This window comes from Cupriavidus sp. GW821-FHT02F09 (assembly GCF_059421605.1).
This window is the reverse complement of the sequence record NZ_JBWKVH010000006.1, coordinates 190,674-206,358: the sequence shown is the minus strand read 5'-3', so window position 1 is coordinate 206,358 and position 15,685 is coordinate 190,674. Positions and strand designations below refer to the sequence as shown.

Sequence of the window (15,685 nt, the reverse complement as noted above, 5' to 3'; positions counted from 1 at the left end):
AGAATCCAGGGTAGTTGCGGGTTCATTCGAAAGGCGTGTTTCGTTCGGGTGAGTTTGTTCGACCTCCCGCCCCACACCAGACAGCCGCCAGATTGCAGCGGCTCGTGTCCAGTCCGCCGGCAGGCAGCAGTTTTGCCCGTGGCGCCAGGCGCGCGTGCCTTGGGGCTCCGGCGAATGCCGGGGTTCAGGCAGGCGCCGTATGACGCAATCATTGAATTTGCAGTCCTTTTTCTGCACCTTGTTTGCGGCTCGCCCTGTCGCGCCGCACTGAATGCCCCTGTTTAATCGACGGAGAACAGTTTGTTCGACACTATTCTTGACTGGGCCGCTAACGGCCTCGCCAACTGGTCCTGGTGGGAGATTGTGATCTACACCCTCGTGGTGACGCACATCACCATTGCGGGCGTAACCATCTACCTGCACCGCTGCATGGCGCACCGGTCGCTGGACCTGCACCCTATCGTTTCGCATTTCTTCCGTGGCTGGCTGTGGCTGACCACCGGCATGGTCACCAAAGAGTGGACTGCCATTCACCGCAAGCACCACGCCAAGTGCGAGACCGAAGACGATCCCCACAGCCCGCAGACCCGCGGCATCCGCAAGGTGCTGCTGGAAGGCGCGGAGCTGTATCGCGCCGAGTCCAAGAACAAGGAAACCATCACCAAGTTCGGTCATGGCACGCCTGACGACTGGGTCGAGCGCAATGTCTACTCGCGCTTTGGCTGGCAAGGCGTTGGCCTGATGCTGATCATCGACGTCGCCCTGTTCGGCGTGATCGGCCTGAGCGTGTGGGCCGTGCAGATGCTGTGGATCCCGATCCACGCCGCCGGCATCATCAATGGCCTGGGCCACTGGTGGGGCTATCGCAATTACGATTGCGAGGACGCTTCGACCAATGTCTCGCCGTGGGGCATCATCATCGGTGGCGAAGAACTGCACAACAACCACCACACCTACCCGACGTCGGCCAAGTTCTCGATCAAGTGGTACGAGTTCGACATCGGCTGGGGCTACATCCGCGCCATGCAGGCTGTTGGCCTGGCCAAGGTCAAGAAGACCCCGCCGAAGGCGCGCCTGGTGGATGCCCGCCCGGTTGACCACAACACGCTGGAAGCCATCATTGCCAATCGCTATGATGTGATGGCACGCTATGCCAAGGCGGTCAAGAGCGCCTACAAGCAGGAGCTGGAAAAGCTGAAGGAAGCCCGCGTGGCCGAGTACAGCAGCTTCAAGCCGGCGCGCAAGTGGTTCCACCGCGAAGAAGCCAAGCTGGCCGATCCGCAGCGCCAGCAACTGGCCAGCATCGTGGAGCAGAACAAGTCGCTGCATACCTTCGTGGAAATGCGCCGCGAGCTGGCCGCGATCTGGGGCCGCTCCAACCTGACGCGCGAACAGCTGCTGGCGCAGCTGCAGGCCTGGTGCCACCGCGCCGAGGCTAGCGGCATCCAGGCACTGCACGATTTCTCGCTGCGCCTGCGCCGTTATGCCTGATGCGGGCTGATGCCCGAGCTGGCGTGGCCTGATACAATTTAGATCGCCCAAAAGCCCCGCCTCTGGCGGGGCTTTTGTTTTCGCTAAACTCCCCCAATGTCAGGGCCAGCAGCGACAAGCGGATATCAAGCGGAATTCCGAGGCATGCTGTCCAAGAGGAGTATCGGAGATGACCCCCCAAACGATCAAAGCCGTCGAGTTCGAAAAGCCGAACCTCTCGATGGAGTCCCCCGAAGGCGGCAGCTGTGTCGCCCACGCCTGGGCCAAAGTGCCTCCTGTGCTGTCGGCACAGGAGCGCACGGCACTCAAAGCGCGCATCAAGACCCTGCTGAAAGAACGCAATGCGGTGCTTGTCGCGCACTATTACGTTGATTCCGACCTGCAGGACCTGGCCGAGGAAACTGGCGGCTGCGTGTCGGACTCGCTGGAGATGGCGCGCTTTGGCCGCGATCATCCGGCCAAGACGCTGGTGGTGGCGGGGGTCCGCTTCATGGGCGAGACCGCAAAGATTCTCAGCCCGGAAAAGACCGTGCTGATGCCCGACCTGGACGCAACCTGCTCGCTCGACCTGGGCTGCCCGTCCGACGAGTTCGCCGCGTTCTGCGACGCGCATCCCGATCGCACGGTGGTGGTCTATGCCAACACCAGCGCCGCCGTGAAGGCGCGCGCCGACTGGATGGTGACCTCGAGCATTGGCCTGAAGATTGTCGAGCACCTGCACGCGCGGGGCGAAAAGATCCTGTGGGCCCCGGACAAGCACCTGGGCGGCTATATCCAGAAGCAGACCGGCGCCGACATGCTCTTGTGGCAGGGTTCCTGCCTGGTGCATGACGAGTTCAAGGGCATCGAGCTTGACCTGCTGCGCCGGGAGTTTCCCAATGCCAAGATTCTGGTGCATCCGGAGTCGCCGGCCAATGTGGTCGAGCAGGCCGATGTGGTGGGCTCGACTTCGCAGCTGATCGCGGCGGTAAAGGAACTGGACGCGCGCGAGTTCATCGTCGCGACCGACAACGGCATCCTGCACAAGATGCGCCTGGCCGCGCCCGACAAACATTTCATCGAAGCCCCCACTGCCGGCAACAGCGCGACCTGCAAGAGTTGCGCGCACTGCCCCTGGATGGCGATGAACGCACTGACCAATCTGGCTGAAGTGCTGGAGAAGGGTCATAACGAAATCCATGTCGACGCGGATATCGGCCGCCAGGCCGTGACCTGCATCGACCGCATGCTCGACTTCGCCGCGCAGCAGAAGGCCAATGTACGGCCCAAGGCCGACCTGGCCAGCGAGCAGGCCTTGTTCAAGGGAATCGGCCCGGCATGAGCAGCAATCCAAATGTGAATTCCGTGAATTCGAACGTCAACGCTATCTTCGACAGCTATGGCCCGGCGCTCGCCGAGGCGCTCCAGGCCAATGTCAGCACCGCCATTGCCGAAGATGTCGGCGGCGGCGACCTGACCGGCATGCTGGTGCCTGCCGGCAAGCCGGCGCGGGCACGCGTGATCGTGCGCGAGCAAGCCGTGCTGTGCGGCCAGCCGTGGTTCGAGGCGTGCATGCGCGCGGTCGATCCCACGCTGCAGGTTGTCTGGAAGCAGGCCGAGGGTACCCGCATGGCGCCGGACTCGGTGGTCTGCGAGATCACCGGTCCGGCTCGTTCGCTGCTGACCGCGGAGCGGCCGTCGCTGAATTTCCTGCAGTTGTTGTCCGGCGTGGCGACCGCCACGCGCCGCTATGCCGACCTGGTCGACGGTACCCGGGCGCGCGTGCTCGACACCCGCAAGACGTTGCCGGGCCTGCGCCTGGCGCAGAAGTACGCGGTCAGGGTCGGTGGTGGCGACAACCAGCGCCTGGCGTTGTACGACGGCATCCTGATCAAGGAAAACCACATCGCCGCCGCCGGCAGCATCACCGCCGCCATGCAGGCAGCGGCCGCGCTGGATGCTGGTGTGTCGGTCCAGGTCGAGGTGGAAAGTCTGGCCGAGCTGGAAGAGGCATTGGCGGCTGGCGCGAAATCGATCCTGATCGATAATTTTACCGAGACGATGATGCGCGATGCCGTGCGTATCAATGCCGGGCGTGCGTTGCTGGAAGTCTCGGGCGGGGTCAATGCCGATACGATCCGTGCTTTCGCCGAGACGGGCGTAGACCGGATCTCGGTGGGGGCGCTGACCAAGGATGTGCGCGCGACGGACTATTCGTTGCGCATCATCGAGTAAGCGGGGTTGGTCAGAGCATGAAAAAAGCGCGCCTTGGGCGCGCTTTTTTCATGGCGATGATCCAGGTGCAGGCTTATTTCGCCCGTTCCCGCTTGAACACCGGCTGCATCACCGTGGGCAGCGCCTTCGGCAACGTCTCGGGATAGTCGCGGCTGAAGTGCAAACCACGGCTTTCATGGCGCGAATACGCGCTATCCACGATCAACGAGGCGACTTCCACCAGGTTACGCAGCTCCAGCAGGTCGCGCGTGACGCGGAAGTTGGCGTAGTACTCCGCGATCTCCTCGCGCAGCAGGGTGATGCGGTGCTGGGCGCGCTCGAGCCGCTTGCTGGTGCGCACGATGCCCACGTAATTCCACATCATGCGGCGCAGTTCGTCCCAGTTGTGTGAGACCACGACTTCCTCGTCGGCATCCGCAACCCGGCTTTCATCCCACTGGGGCAGGGCGATGTCCGGTTGGCCGGCCTTGTCCTGTCCGGCAATGTCGAGGGCTGCCGCGCGCCCGATCACCATGCATTCGAGCAGCGAATTGGAGGCCAGGCGGTTGGCGCCGTGCAGGCCCGTGCAGCCGGTCTCGCCCACGGCGTAGAGATTGGCCAGATCGGTGCGGCCCGCGGTGTCTGTGACCACGCCGCCGCAGGTATAGTGCGCGGCCGGTACCACTGGGATGGGCTCGCGGGCGATATCGATGCCAAGTTCCAGGCACCTTGCATGAATGGTCGGGAAGTGCTCGCGCAGGAAGGATTCGGGTTGGTGGCTGATGTCCAGGTGCACGTAGTCCAGGCCGCGCTTCTTCATCTCAAAGTCGATCGCGCGCGCCACCACGTCGCGCGGAGCCAGTTCGGCGCGTTCGTCGTGCTCTGGCATGAAGCGGGTGCCGTCGGGCAGCTTCAGCAGGCCGCCTTCGCCACGTACCGCTTCCGAAATCAGGAAAGACTTGGCGTAGGGGTGATACAGGCAGGTCGGGTGGAACTGGATGAACTCCATGTTCGACACCCGGCAGCCCGCGCGCCAAGCCATGGCGATGCCGTCGCCGGTGGCGGTGTCGGGGTTGGTGGTGTAGAGATAGACCTTGCCCGCGCCGCCTGTCGCCAGCACGGTGTGGGTGGCGGTAATGGTCTGCACTTCGCCACTGGCGTCGTCCAGCACGTAGAGGCCGTAACAGCGGTTGCCCGGCAGGCCAAGCTTGCGCGAAGTGATCAGGTCCACCGCGAAGTGGTCCTCGATGATCGTGATATTGGGGTGCTGGCGCGCCTGCTCGCTCAACGTGGACACAACGGCATGGCCGGTGGCGTCCGCCGCGTGGATGATGCGCCGACGGCTATGGCCGCCTTCCCGCGTGAGGTGGTAGCCGAGTTCCGCCTGGTCATCGCGGGTGAACGGCACGCCGCGGTCGATCAGCCACTGGATCGCTTCGCGCCCGTGCTCGACGATATAGCGCGTGGCGCTGTCATCGCAAAGGCCGGCGCCTGCCACCAAGGTGTCCTGCGTGTGCTCATCGTGGCTGTCGCCTGAGTCCAGGACCGCGGCAATACCGCCTTGGGCCCAGTCACTGGCGCCTTGCGTCATGGCACGTTTGCAAATGATGACAACCCGATGGGTGTCGGCCAGTTGCAGCGCGACCGTCAGACCGGCCAGTCCGCTGCCGACAATGGCGACATCGAAGTTCATGGTGCTAGAGACGCGCGCGGCACGCGGTCGGGAGGCAGGAAAGCTGGAAAGTGTACACCGCCAGCGGGCTTGCGTGGGCAGGCAAGCCGTGCGTGAACCGGGTGTTGAGAGACGTTGGCTGCGCAATGCGGCGTATGCTGCCCGGAAAAGCAAAAACCCCGCGTGAGCGGGGTTTCTACAGACATGCCGCGCGATCGGCATGCGGAAGACAGGATCAATTACTTGATCTTGGTTTCCTTGTACGACACGTGCTTGCGGGCGACGGGATCGAACTTCATGATCTCCATCTTTTCCGGCATCGTGCGCTTGTTCTTGGTGGTCGTGTAGAAGTGACCCGTACCTGCAGTCGACTCCAACTTGATTTTATCGCGTCCGCCCTTGCTGGCCATGATGTGCTCCTAATTAGACTTCGCCACGTGCGCGCAGATCCACGAGCACGGTGTCGATGCCTTTCTTGTCGATCAGGCGCAGGCCGGCGTTCGAGACGCGCAGGCTCACCCAGCGGTTTTCCGATTCAACAAAGAAACGACGATTCTGCAGGTTGGGCAGAAAACGACGCTTGGTCTTGTTGTTTGCGTGGGAAACGTTGTTGCCGACCATCGGCGCTTTCCCGGTCACTTGACAGACGCGTGCCATGAAGCACTCCTAACTCTTCTACGTGGACAATGTTCGCAACAGATCAACAAAAGGCGCGCTGGCCCGGACTGCAGCGGTTGAGACTTCAGCAAACGAGCATTATAGACCGGAAAGCACTGGTGAATCAATGCCTTCTCTCGTTTACCGTTCAGGGGTGTGCATCCGTGCGGTGCGCATCACAACACGCATCGCATCTTGCATCACAGCTGGCCGTGTTCGGCGAAGGAGTGGATGTTACTACCTGCGACGATGAAGTGGTCAAGAACTTGCACATCGATCAGGCCCAGCGAACGTGACAGCGCGCGGGTCATGGTGAGGTCGGCGGCGCTGGGCGTGGTATTCCCCGACGGGTGGTTGTGCGCCACGATGACCGCCGCGGCGTTATACGCAAGTGCCTTGCGAGCAACTTCACGCGGATAGACGCTGGTTTGGGTCAGCGTGCCGCGAAACAGCTCCTCGCTGGCGAGCAGGCGGTTGCGCGCGTCCAGGAACAGGCACAGGAATGCTTCGTAGGCCAGTCCCGCCAGCGACAGGCGCAGGTAGTCGCGTACCGCCGTGGGGGAATCCAGCGCCCCGGGCAGTTGCAGCTGCTCGCCCAGCGCGCGCCGGGTCAGCTCGCGGGCCGCCTGCAACTGCGCGTACTTGGCGCTGCCAACGCCCTTGACGCGTGCCAGTTGCCCGGCGTCTGCCGCAAACAGGCTGCTGAGCGTGCCGAAATCGTTCAGCAGCTCCCGGGCGATGTCAACTGCACTTTTTCCCGCCACACCCACGCGCAGGAACACGGCGAGCAGTTCGGCGTCTGAGAGCGTCGCCGCCCCGCTGCTCAGCAGTTTTTCGCGTGGCCGCTCGCTGCTGGGCCAATCGGTAATGCGCATGGCACGATCCCCTCGGAACAATGGCACCGCGGACAAGGCGGCGCTCGGTCGAGTCGCTTACAATACGGGTTGTTGACTGGTTGAGCACCTATGACTTTGCAAACTTTTGCTTCCGGCCCGAAGGATGGGGACGGCACCGTGGATGGCCGCAAGACCGTGCAGGCGGACTCCTTCCTGACCCTTCACTACAGCATCTCCATGGAGAACGGCACTGAGATCGTCAGTACCTTCGCGGAGAAGCCCGCCACGCTGCTGCTTGGGCAAGGCCAATTCGCGCCTACACTGGAGCAGGCGCTGCTGGGCATGCCGGAGGGCGAGCGCATGACTTACCGGCTGGCGCCGGAGCACGCCTTTGGCCCGCGCAACCCCGATCTGCTGCAACGGGTTTCGCTGGCGACGCTGCGCGAGAACTCCTCGTTTGAAGAGGACTACGCGCCGGGCGACCTGGTTGAGTTCAATGCGCCCGGCGGCGGTAAGTACGCCGGTGTGCTCAAGGAGATCGGCACGACGTCGGCGCTGTTCGATTTCAACCACCCGCTGGCCGGACAGACCATTCTGTTCGATGTCCAGCTGATCGGCATTCTCTAAGCAGACCACCGGCCGGGCCGTCGTGCCGGCACCCTTGAGTCGAATCCTTGCATGTCTGAACCCACCACAGCCCCCGATGCCGAGATCCTGATGGCGCAGCCGCGCGGCTTTTGCGCTGGCGTGGATCGCGCCATCGAGATCGTCGAGCGCGCCCTTGCACGCTACGGCGCGCCGATTTACGTGCGCCACGAAATCGTCCACAACGCCTATGTGGTGGAGGACCTGCGCCGCAAGGGCGCGGTCTTCGTGCAGGAGCTCGAGGAAGTGCCGCCCGGCTCGACCGTGATCTTCAGCGCCCACGGCGTATCCAAGGAAGTGCGCGCCGACGCCACCGTGCGCGGCCTGAACGTATTCGATGCTACCTGCCCGCTGGTGACCAAGGTGCACGTGGAAGTCGGCAAGATGCGCACCGAGGGCTGCGAGATCATCATGATCGGCCACAAGGGCCATCCTGAAGTCGAGGGCACCATGGGGCAGGCCGAAGGCGGCATGCTGCTGGTCGAGTCTTCCGAGGATGTCGCCAAGCTGCAAGTAGCGGATCCCGAGCGCCTGGCATTCGTGACCCAGACCACGCTGTCGGTGGACGAAACGCTGGAGATCGTCGCCGCGCTCAAGGCGCGCTTCCCGCTGATCCGCGAGCCCAAGAAGCAGGACATCTGCTATGCCACCCAGAACCGCCAGGATGCCGTGAAGTTCATGGCGCCCCAGGTGGAGGTGGTGATCGTGGTGGGCAGCCCCAACAGCTCCAACTCCAACCGCTTGCGCGAGCTCGCGGAGCGCCTGGGCGTGCCGGCCTACATGATCGATTCGCCCGATCAGCTCCAGCCGGAATGGATCGCGGGCAAGCGCCGCATCGGCCTGACCGCCGGCGCCTCCGCCCCTGAGGCGCTGGCGCAGGCCATTGTCGCGCGCCTGCACCTTCTGGGTGCGCGCAACGTGCGCGCGCTGGACGGGATCGAGGAGAAGATGTCGTTCCCCTTGCCGCGCGGCCTGCAACAGGTCACGTCCGACTGACCAGCCTGCTTTACCTGACTGTCTGGCAAAACGGCCCGCTCTAGCGGGCCGTTGCTTTTTGCGCAGCCGCTTCCGCCCGGCAGGCGCACCTCGCGCGCGCCGGTTGCACGCCTTTGCGCACCATTCTCTCGCCAGGGTTGCACCAATATATAGCACTCTATATTGCCTGCTATCCCTTGGATAATGCACAAGGCTGCCGCGAACGGCCATATACCTGTCTGTCTGAAAAGACAAATAAGGGAAATCCCTGTAATTGGGGATTTCCCTATTATGGTGCCGGCGCACTCGTTCCTTGTATTTGAATGAGACTGTTGATATTAAATGAAACACCTATTTAATACGCGCCCCCACGAAGTGACTTAAAGGCTGCAAAGCCAACCTGTGGCAAGCGGCAGGCACGAATCTTGTTAGTATCAACGGCTAGCCTCCATGTAGGTGGGAATTGCCCCAATGTGTGCATTGGGGAAATTCCCTAGCTCATTTGGTGGGTTAATCCTTCAGGTTGTTGCGTCGCATATTGCATCCGTATAAAAAGGGAATACAATTCGCGCGTTTCAAATTGAAACTAAACTAAGGCGGTTCAGGGAAACGTCCGGGGGGCGTTGGTTTACCCTGATCATGTGAATCCTAGGAGATCACTCATGCAAATCACGTTTGCCAAGATTCTGCCGATCGCAGCCGCAGTGGCGCTGGTTACTGCTTGTGGCAAGAAAGAAGAAAAGCCCGCTGATGCGGCAGCATCGGCTCCTGCGGCGGCTACCGCGCCGGCAGCAGGCAGTGGCGATGTCGTAGTAAAGATCGGCCATGCGGCACCGCTCACCGGCGGCATCGCTCACCTTGGCAAGGACAACGAAAACGGCGCCCGCCTGGCCGTGGAAGAAGTCAACAAGACCGGCCTGGAGATCAACGGCAAGAAGATCAAGCTCGAACTGGTCGGCGAAGACGACGCAGGCGACCCGAAGACGGGCACGGCTGTGGCGCAGAAGCTGGTGGACGCCAAGGTCGTGGCCGTGGTTGGCCACCTGAACTCGGGCGTATCGATTCCGGCCTCCAAGATCTATAGCGATGCTGGCATCGTGCAGATCTCGCCGTCGTCGACCAACCCCGACTACACCAAGCAAGGCTTCAAGACCACGTTCCGCGTGGTGGCCACCGACGCCCAGCAAGGCCCGGCACTGGCCAACTACGCCACCAAGAGCCTGCACGCCAAGACCGTGGCCATCGTCGACGATGCCACTGCCTACGGCAAGGGCCTGGCCGACGAGTTCGAGAAGACCGCCAAGGCTTCGGGCGTGAACGTGGTGGCACGTGAAGCCACCAACGACAAGGCTACCGACTTCAAGGCCATTCTGACCAAGATCAAGGGCAAGAAGCCCGACGTGATCATGTACGGCGGCATGGACGCCACCGGCGGCCCGTTCGCCAAGCAGGCCAAGGAACTCGGCATCAGCTCCAAGATCGTTGGCGGCGATGGCGTCTGTACCGACAAGGTGGCTGAGCTGGCCGGCGATGCCGTGTCCAACATCATCTGCTCGGAAGCCGGTCTGGCGCTGTCCAAGATGGAACAGGGCGCGGATTTCGACAAGCGCTACCAGGCTCGCTTCAATGCGCCGGTGCAGATCTACGCACCGTTCACCTATGACGCCGTCATGGTCATCGTTGACGCCATGAAGCGCGCCAACTCGACCGAGCCGGCGGCCATCCTGGCCGAGATGCCCAAGACCAACTACAAGGGCCTGATCGGCAACATCGCCTTCGATGAAAAGGGCGACATGAAGGAAGGCACCATCACGTTGTATGAGTACAAGGACAAGAAGAAGACCGTCCTTGACGTCGTGAAGATGTAAACCGGGCTTACCGGCCCATCCGAACGGCACCGCGAGTATGTTGCGGTGCCGTTTTTTTAGCCTTGCCATACGTGCAGCATCCTTACCATGGGTGGAGTAGGCAGGCCGCTTACCAGCAAATATCGACACTACCAAACCACCCACATATCAACGTCCCCCCGACATCCACACCATGTCGAGGGAAATTGGACGGAAGCAAGGAGTTTTCATGGATATCTTTATCCAGCAGATCGTGAACGGTCTGGTGCTCGGCAGCATCTATGCGCTGATCGCACTCGGCTACACCATGGTCTACGGCATTCTCGGGATCATCAACTTCGCCCACGGCGACGTGCTGATGATCGGCGCGCTGACCGCCCTGTCAGCCATACTTGGCTTGCAGAAATTCTTCCCCGGCTTGCCGGAGTGGCTCACGCTGGTGATTGCCACGCTGATCGCCATGCCGGTTTGCGCCGCGCTGGCCTACACCATCGAGCGGGTCGCCTACCGGCCGTTGCGCAACGCGCCCCGGCTAGCCCCGCTGATTACCGCCATCGGCGTGTCCATCATCCTGCAGACCCTGGCGATGATGATCTGGTCGCGTAACCCGCTGACCTTCCCGCAGCTGCTGCCCTCGTCGCCGATCGATATCGGTTCGACCGGCGCCACCATCACGGGCAAGGAAATCGTCATCATCGGCATGGCGCTGATGGTCATGGCGGGCCTGCTGACGCTCGTCAACCGCACCAAGCTGGGCCGCGCGATGCGCGCCACCGCCGAGAACCAGAAGGTGGCGGGGCTGATGGGCGTGAACCCGAACTTCGTTATCTCGGCCACTTTCATGATCGGTGCGGCGCTGGCCGCGCTGGCGGGCGTGATGATGGCGACCAACTACGGCAATGCGCACTTCTACATGGGTTTCATCCCGGGCCTGAAGGCGTTCACCGCCGCGGTGCTGGGCGGCATCGGCAACCTTGCGGGCGCCATGGTTGGCGGCATGTTGCTGGGCCTGATCGAAGCGCTGGGCGCCGGCTATATCGGCGATCTCACCAATGGGGTGTTTGGCTCCAACTACCAGGACGTGTTCGCCTTCATCGTGCTGATCATCGTCCTTGTATTCCGTCCGTCCGGCATCATGGGCGAGCGGGTTTCCGAACGCGCCTAAGGAGAGAGAATCCATGAATACCCCGATTCCATCCCCGGCGGCGCAGGCTGCGCCGCTGACCAAGACGCCGGCCAAGACCATGGCCGCGTTGCTTGGCTTCCTCGTCATCGCCTTGTGCGCCCCGTTCCTGGTGCAGACGCTGGGCGGCAACTACTGGGTGCGCGTGCTCGACTTCGCGCTGATCTACATCATGCTGGCGCTCGGCCTGAACATCGTGGTGGGCTTTGCCGGCCTGCTCGACCTCGGCTACATTGCCTTCTATGCCGTCGGCGCATACATGATGGCCTTGCTGGGCTCGCCCCACCTGGCCAACCAGTTCGAGTGGATCCACCAGCTCTTCCCGCATGGCTTTCACGTCTCCATGTGGTTCGTGCTGCCGCTGGCCGTGCTGGTGGCGGCAACATTCGGCGTGCTGCTCGGCGCGCCAACGCTCAAGCTGCGCGGCGACTACCTCGCTATCGTGACCCTGGGCTTTGGCGAGATCATCCGCATCTTCCTGAACAACCTCGACCGGCCGCTCAACATCACCAATGGCCCGAAGGGGATCACCGCGGTGGACCCGGTCCACATCTTCGGCTTCGATTTCTCCAAGTCGCACGAGATCTTCGGGCTGAAGTTCACGCCAGTGTTCATGTACTACTACCTGCTGGTCGTGCTGGTGATCGCCATCGTGTTCATCTGCCTGCGCTTGCAGAACTCGCGTATTGGCCGCGCCTTCGTGGCCATCCGCGAAGACGAGATCGCCGCCAAGGCAATGGGCATCAACACCCGCAACATCAAGCTGCTGGCCTTTGCCATGGGCGCGTCGTTCGGCGGCGCGTCGGGCGCGGTGTTCGGCGCCTTCCAGGGCTTCGTGTCGCCTGAGTCGTTTGTGCTGTGGGAGTCCATCTACATCCTGGCCATCGTGGTGCTGGGCGGCATGGGCCACATTCCTGGCGTGATCCTGGGCGGTATCCTGCTGGTGGGTTTCCAGGAACTGCTGCGCGCCGTGGCGGAGCCGGCGCAGAACATGCTCTTCGGCCACACCATTGTCGACGCCGAAGTGCTGCGCCAGCTGTTGTTCGGGCTGGCCCTGGTTGGTGTGATGCTGTATCGCCCGGCGGGCCTGTGGCCGTCGCCGCGCAAGGAAGACCGGCCGGTGATCCGCCGCCCGGGCAGCGTTGGCCGTTTCTGACCAGGAGGACATCATGAGCAACGAGAATCTCCTCCTGTCCGTACAGGGGGTCAACAAGCGATTCGGCGGCCTGCAGGCATTGTCCGATGTGGGCCTGCAGATCAAGCCGGGCGAAATCTACGGCCTGATCGGTCCCAACGGGGCCGGCAAGACCACCTTCTTCAACGTGATTACCGGCCTGTACACACCGGACTCCGGCGAGTTCGTGCTGGGCGGCAAGGCCTACCAGCCGACCGCCGTGCACGAAGTCGCCAAGGCCGGGATTGCCCGCACCTTCCAGAACATCCGCCTGTTCGGCGAGATGACCGCGCTGGAAAACGTGATGGTGGGCCGCCACGTGCGTACCAAGGCTGGCCTCTTTGGCGCGGTGTTCCGCCCGCCTTCGGTCCGGCGCGAGGAGCACTCGGTGGAAGACTGGGCGCATGACCTGCTGGAGTATGTCGGCATCGGCAAGTACGCGCACTTCACCTCGCGCAATCTGTCCTACGGCCACCAGCGTCGCCTGGAGATCGCGCGGGCGCTGGCCACCGAGCCCAAGCTGCTGGCGCTCGATGAGCCCGCCGCTGGCATGAACGCCACCGAGAAGGTGGAACTGCGCGGCCTGCTCGACAAGATCCGCAGCGATGGCAAGACCATCCTGCTGATCGAGCACGACGTGAAGCTGGTGATGGGCCTGTGCAATCGCCTGACCGTGCTCGACTACGGCAAGGTCATCGCGCAGGGCCTGCCGCACGAAGTCCAGAGCAATCCAGCGGTGATCGAGGCTTACCTCGGTACCCCGGCGCACTGACGGGGGAAATACACAATGAAAGAAACACTACTCAAGATATCCGGCCTGAAGGTCGCGTACGGCGGCATCCAGGCGGTCAAGGGCATCGACCTCGAGATCAAAGAAGGCGAACTGGTCACGCTGATCGGCGCCAACGGCGCCGGCAAGACCACCACCATGAAGGCCATCACCGGCCTGCAGGGATGGGCCGGCGGCGATGTGGAGTACATGGGCAAGTCCATCAAGGGCGTGCCAAGCTACACGCTGCTCAAGCAAGGGCTGGCGATGGTGCCGGAAGGGCGCGGGGTGTTTGCGCGCATGACCATTACCGAGAACCTGCAGATGGGCGCCTACACGCGCACCGACGAGGCCGGCATCAAGGCCGACATCGACCGCATGTTCGGTATCTTCCCGCGCCTGAAGGAGCGCGCCAACCAGCTGGCCGGCACCATGTCCGGCGGCGAACAGCAGATGCTGGCCATGGCGCGCGCGCTGATGAGCCAGCCCAAGCTGCTGCTGCTGGACGAGCCCTCGATGGGCCTGTCGCCGATCATGGTCGCGAAGATCTTCGAGGTGGTGCGCGACGTCTCCGCGCTGGGCGTGACCGTGCTGCTGGTGGAGCAGAACGCGCGGCTGGCGCTGCAGGCCGCCCACCGCGGCTATGTGATGGAGTCGGGCCTGGTCACCATGAGCGGTGACGCCAAGCAGATGCTGGACGATCCGAAGGTCCGCGCGGCGTATCTGGGCGAGTGATGTCGCCTCTGTGACGCTGCAGTTTGCTGCGAAGAAAAAGCCCCGCAAGCAATTTGCGGGGCTTTTTCATTGTGCCTGGCCGGCGGCGCGCCGGCTTCAAGACGAGGCTCAGGCCAGCTTTTTCAGCAGCGTGCGCAGCATGCCGATCATCTGGTCGATTTCCTCGATGGTCACGTTCAGCGCGGGCATGAAGCGCAGCAGATTAGGGCGCGGCGAATTCAGCAGCAGGCCTTGCGGCTGCATGTCGCGCGCTTCTTCCACCAGTTGCGGGCCGATGTCCTTGTTCAGCACCAGTGCGCGCAGCAGGCCTTCGCCGCGTTCGCCGCCCAGGCCGAACTCGGACGTCAGCGCCAGCAGCTGCTCGCGCAGGTAGGCGCCTTTGTCTTGCACGCCTTGCAGGAAGCCGGGCGCGGTCAGTTGCGAGATCACGGCGCTGCCAACGGCCGTCATCACCGGGTTGCCGTTGTAGGTGCCGCCCTGGTCGCCGGCTTCGAAGCTCGCGACCTCGGCCTTGCACAGCAGGGCTGCCAGCGGCACGCCGCCGCCAATGCCCTTGCCCAGCGTCATGATGTCCGGCTCCACGCCCGACAGTTCATAGGCGAACATGGTGCCGCAACGGCCGCAGCCGGTCTGCACTTCGTCGACGATGAACAGCAGCTTGTGCTGGTCGGCCAGCTTGCGCAGGCCTTGCATGAATTCGCGCGAGGCGGGGATCACGCCGCCTTCGCCCTGCACCGGCTCCAGCATGATGGCCACGGTCTTGTCGTTGATCAGCTTTTCGACCGAGGCCAGGTCGTTCAGGTCGGCCTTGGGGAAGCCCGGCACCTGCGGCGCGAAGATGGTGTCCCAGCCGGCCTTGCCCGACGCGCTCATGGTGGCGAGCGTGCGGCCGTGGAAGCTGTGGTCCATGGTGATGATCTCGAACGCGCCGTTCTTGTGCTTGCGGCCCCATTTGCGCGCCAGCTTGATCGCGCCCTCGTTGGCTTCCGCGCCGCTGTTGGCGAAGAACACCTTGTCGAAGCAGCTGGCATCGGTGAGCTGCCTGGCCAGCTTGAGCATGGGTTCGTTGTAGAACGCCGGGCTGGGGTTGAACAGCTTCTTCGACTGGTCGACCAGCGCGTCGATCATGGCCTGGTTGGAGTGTCCCAGGCAGTTGACCGCCCAGCCCTGCACGAAGTCCAGGTATCGCTTGCCGTTATGGTCCGTGAGCCACGAGCCCTTGCCTTCGGTAAAGACGAGCTCGGGCCGGTTGGTGATGTACATCAGGGATTGGACGGGGTACTCAGCAAATGCCATGGCGGACTCCAGGGGTCGGCGTGAAACAGGGGAGAGGAGAGCAGAAAAACAAAAAGCCACGGGGATTGCCCGTGGCTTGTTGACCTGAACAGAAGCTATGGACGGTCAGCCGCGAGGCACCCCGGTGGGGAGCGACGTACGGTAGCTGCGTCGGTTGTTGATAGCGTAGTTCATGGCGGCCAATATAAGGCCCATGCGCCCGGCTGTCAAAA

15 protein-coding genes are annotated in these 15,685 nt (G+C 62.8%); 10 read left to right on the top strand and 5 right to left on the bottom strand.

Annotation, left to right across the window (positions count from 1 at the left end; translation table 11 throughout):
* The first annotated feature begins 300 nt into the window (after positions 1–300).
* The 3 genes from AC07XB_RS09855 to nadC all read left to right on the top strand — a co-directional run bounded on the left by AC07XB_RS09855 (position 301) and on the right by nadC (position 3,705).
* Positions 301–1,491, top strand: coding sequence for a DesA family fatty acid desaturase (locus AC07XB_RS09855; protein ID WP_043349288.1), 1,191 nt, complete (start codon positions 301–303; stop codon positions 1,489–1,491).
* A gap of 169 nt (positions 1,492–1,660) precedes the next feature.
* Entirely contained in the window at positions 1,661–2,812 is a 1,152-nt protein-coding gene (nadA, locus tag AC07XB_RS09850; RefSeq protein ID WP_492373086.1) for a quinolinate synthase NadA, read from the top strand.
* Positions 2,809–3,705 carry a carboxylating nicotinate-nucleotide diphosphorylase gene (nadC, locus tag AC07XB_RS09845; protein WP_492829019.1) on the top strand — a complete coding sequence of 299 codons (897 nt, stop codon included), beginning with the start codon at positions 2,809–2,811 and terminating at the stop codon, positions 3,703–3,705. Before nadA ends, nadC begins: the two co-directional genes overlap by 4 nt.
* 73 nt (positions 3,706–3,778) lie before the next feature.
* On the opposite strand, the gene nadB is transcribed toward nadC, so the two are convergent.
* From nadB to radC, 4 genes are all read right to left on the bottom strand, one after another.
* Positions 3,779–5,377, bottom strand: coding sequence for an L-aspartate oxidase (gene nadB / locus AC07XB_RS09840; RefSeq protein WP_183036764.1), 1,599 nt, complete (start codon positions 5,375–5,377; stop codon positions 3,779–3,781).
* Positions 5,378–5,595: 218 nt separating this feature from the next.
* Complete coding sequence (rpmG, locus tag AC07XB_RS09835) at positions 5,596–5,766, bottom strand: 50S ribosomal protein L33 (protein WP_006157508.1); 171 nt, start codon at positions 5,764–5,766, stop codon at positions 5,596–5,598.
* Positions 5,767–5,779: 13 nt separating this feature from the next.
* The gene (gene rpmB, locus AC07XB_RS09830; RefSeq protein WP_006157507.1) at positions 5,780–6,013 is read right to left on the bottom strand and encodes a 50S ribosomal protein L28; all 234 of its coding nucleotides are present in this window, start codon (positions 6,011–6,013) and stop codon (positions 5,780–5,782) included.
* 200 nt (positions 6,014–6,213) lie between these two features.
* Positions 6,214–6,888 carry a RadC family protein gene (gene radC, locus AC07XB_RS09825; RefSeq protein WP_492373084.1) on the bottom strand — a complete coding sequence of 225 codons (675 nt, stop codon included), beginning with the start codon at positions 6,886–6,888 and terminating at the stop codon, positions 6,214–6,216.
* A gap of 90 nt (positions 6,889–6,978) precedes the next feature.
* Here radC and AC07XB_RS09820 point away from each other — a divergent pair, with 90 nt between their 5' ends.
* From AC07XB_RS09820 to AC07XB_RS09790, 7 genes are all read left to right on the top strand, one after another.
* On the top strand, positions 6,979–7,476 hold the full coding sequence (locus tag AC07XB_RS09820) for an FKBP-type peptidyl-prolyl cis-trans isomerase (RefSeq protein ID WP_492373083.1): 498 nt from the start codon (positions 6,979–6,981) through the stop codon (positions 7,474–7,476).
* 51 nt (positions 7,477–7,527) lie between these two features.
* The gene (ispH, locus tag AC07XB_RS09815) at positions 7,528–8,490 is read left to right on the top strand and encodes a 4-hydroxy-3-methylbut-2-enyl diphosphate reductase (protein ID WP_492829017.1); all 963 of its coding nucleotides are present in this window, start codon (positions 7,528–7,530) and stop codon (positions 8,488–8,490) included.
* Positions 8,491–9,131: 641 nt separating this feature from the next.
* On the top strand, positions 9,132–10,337 hold the full coding sequence (locus AC07XB_RS09810) for a branched-chain amino acid ABC transporter substrate-binding protein (protein WP_441636623.1): 1,206 nt from the start codon (positions 9,132–9,134) through the stop codon (positions 10,335–10,337).
* Between the two features lie 208 nt (positions 10,338–10,545).
* The gene (locus AC07XB_RS09805) at positions 10,546–11,481 is read left to right on the top strand and encodes a branched-chain amino acid ABC transporter permease (RefSeq protein WP_043349266.1); all 936 of its coding nucleotides are present in this window, start codon (positions 10,546–10,548) and stop codon (positions 11,479–11,481) included.
* A gap of 13 nt (positions 11,482–11,494) precedes the next feature.
* Positions 11,495–12,655, top strand: a complete 1,161-nt coding sequence (locus tag AC07XB_RS09800) for an ABC transporter permease subunit (protein ID WP_441636626.1) — start codon at positions 11,495–11,497, stop codon at positions 12,653–12,655.
* Positions 12,656–12,668: 13 nt separating this feature from the next.
* Positions 12,669–13,445 (top strand): ABC transporter ATP-binding protein, encoded by a 777-nt coding sequence (locus tag AC07XB_RS09795; RefSeq protein WP_043349258.1) that lies wholly within the window; start codon positions 12,669–12,671, stop codon positions 13,443–13,445.
* A 15-nt stretch (positions 13,446–13,460) separates the two neighbouring features.
* Entirely contained in the window at positions 13,461–14,177 is a 717-nt protein-coding gene (locus tag AC07XB_RS09790; protein WP_043349255.1) for an ABC transporter ATP-binding protein, read from the top strand.
* Positions 14,178–14,285: 108 nt separating this feature from the next.
* Here the strand turns inward: AC07XB_RS09790 and AC07XB_RS09785 are convergent, their stop codons facing one another.
* The gene (locus tag AC07XB_RS09785) at positions 14,286–15,473 is read right to left on the bottom strand and encodes an acetylornithine transaminase (RefSeq protein ID WP_492373081.1); all 1,188 of its coding nucleotides are present in this window, start codon (positions 15,471–15,473) and stop codon (positions 14,286–14,288) included.
* Positions 15,474–15,685 lie beyond the last annotated feature (212 nt).

Coding starts and splice junctions, on each gene's coding strand:
- nadA (WP_492373086.1), top strand. CDS start 1,661: ATGACCCCCCAAACGATCAAAGCCGTCGAGTTCGAAAAGCCGAACCTC.
- nadC (WP_492829019.1), top strand. CDS start 2,809: ATGAGCAGCAATCCAAATGTGAATTCCGTGAATTCGAACGTCAACGCT.
- nadB (WP_183036764.1), bottom strand. CDS start 5,377: ATGAACTTCGATGTCGCCATTGTCGGCAGCGGACTGGCCGGTCTGACG.
- rpmG (WP_006157508.1), bottom strand. CDS start 5,766: ATGGCCAGCAAGGGCGGACGCGATAAAATCAAGTTGGAGTCGACTGCA.
- rpmB (WP_006157507.1), bottom strand. CDS start 6,013: ATGGCACGCGTCTGTCAAGTGACCGGGAAAGCGCCGATGGTCGGCAAC.
- radC (WP_492373084.1), bottom strand. CDS start 6,888: ATGCGCATTACCGATTGGCCCAGCAGCGAGCGGCCACGCGAAAAACTG.
- AC07XB_RS09820 (WP_492373083.1), top strand. CDS start 6,979: ATGACTTTGCAAACTTTTGCTTCCGGCCCGAAGGATGGGGACGGCACC.
- ispH (WP_492829017.1), top strand. CDS start 7,528: ATGTCTGAACCCACCACAGCCCCCGATGCCGAGATCCTGATGGCGCAG.
- AC07XB_RS09810 (WP_441636623.1), top strand. CDS start 9,132: ATGCAAATCACGTTTGCCAAGATTCTGCCGATCGCAGCCGCAGTGGCG.
- AC07XB_RS09805 (WP_043349266.1), top strand. CDS start 10,546: ATGGATATCTTTATCCAGCAGATCGTGAACGGTCTGGTGCTCGGCAGC.
- AC07XB_RS09800 (WP_441636626.1), top strand. CDS start 11,495: ATGAATACCCCGATTCCATCCCCGGCGGCGCAGGCTGCGCCGCTGACC.
- AC07XB_RS09795 (WP_043349258.1), top strand. CDS start 12,669: ATGAGCAACGAGAATCTCCTCCTGTCCGTACAGGGGGTCAACAAGCGA.
- AC07XB_RS09790 (WP_043349255.1), top strand. CDS start 13,461: ATGAAAGAAACACTACTCAAGATATCCGGCCTGAAGGTCGCGTACGGC.
- AC07XB_RS09785 (WP_492373081.1), bottom strand. CDS start 15,473: ATGGCATTTGCTGAGTACCCCGTCCAATCCCTGATGTACATCACCAAC.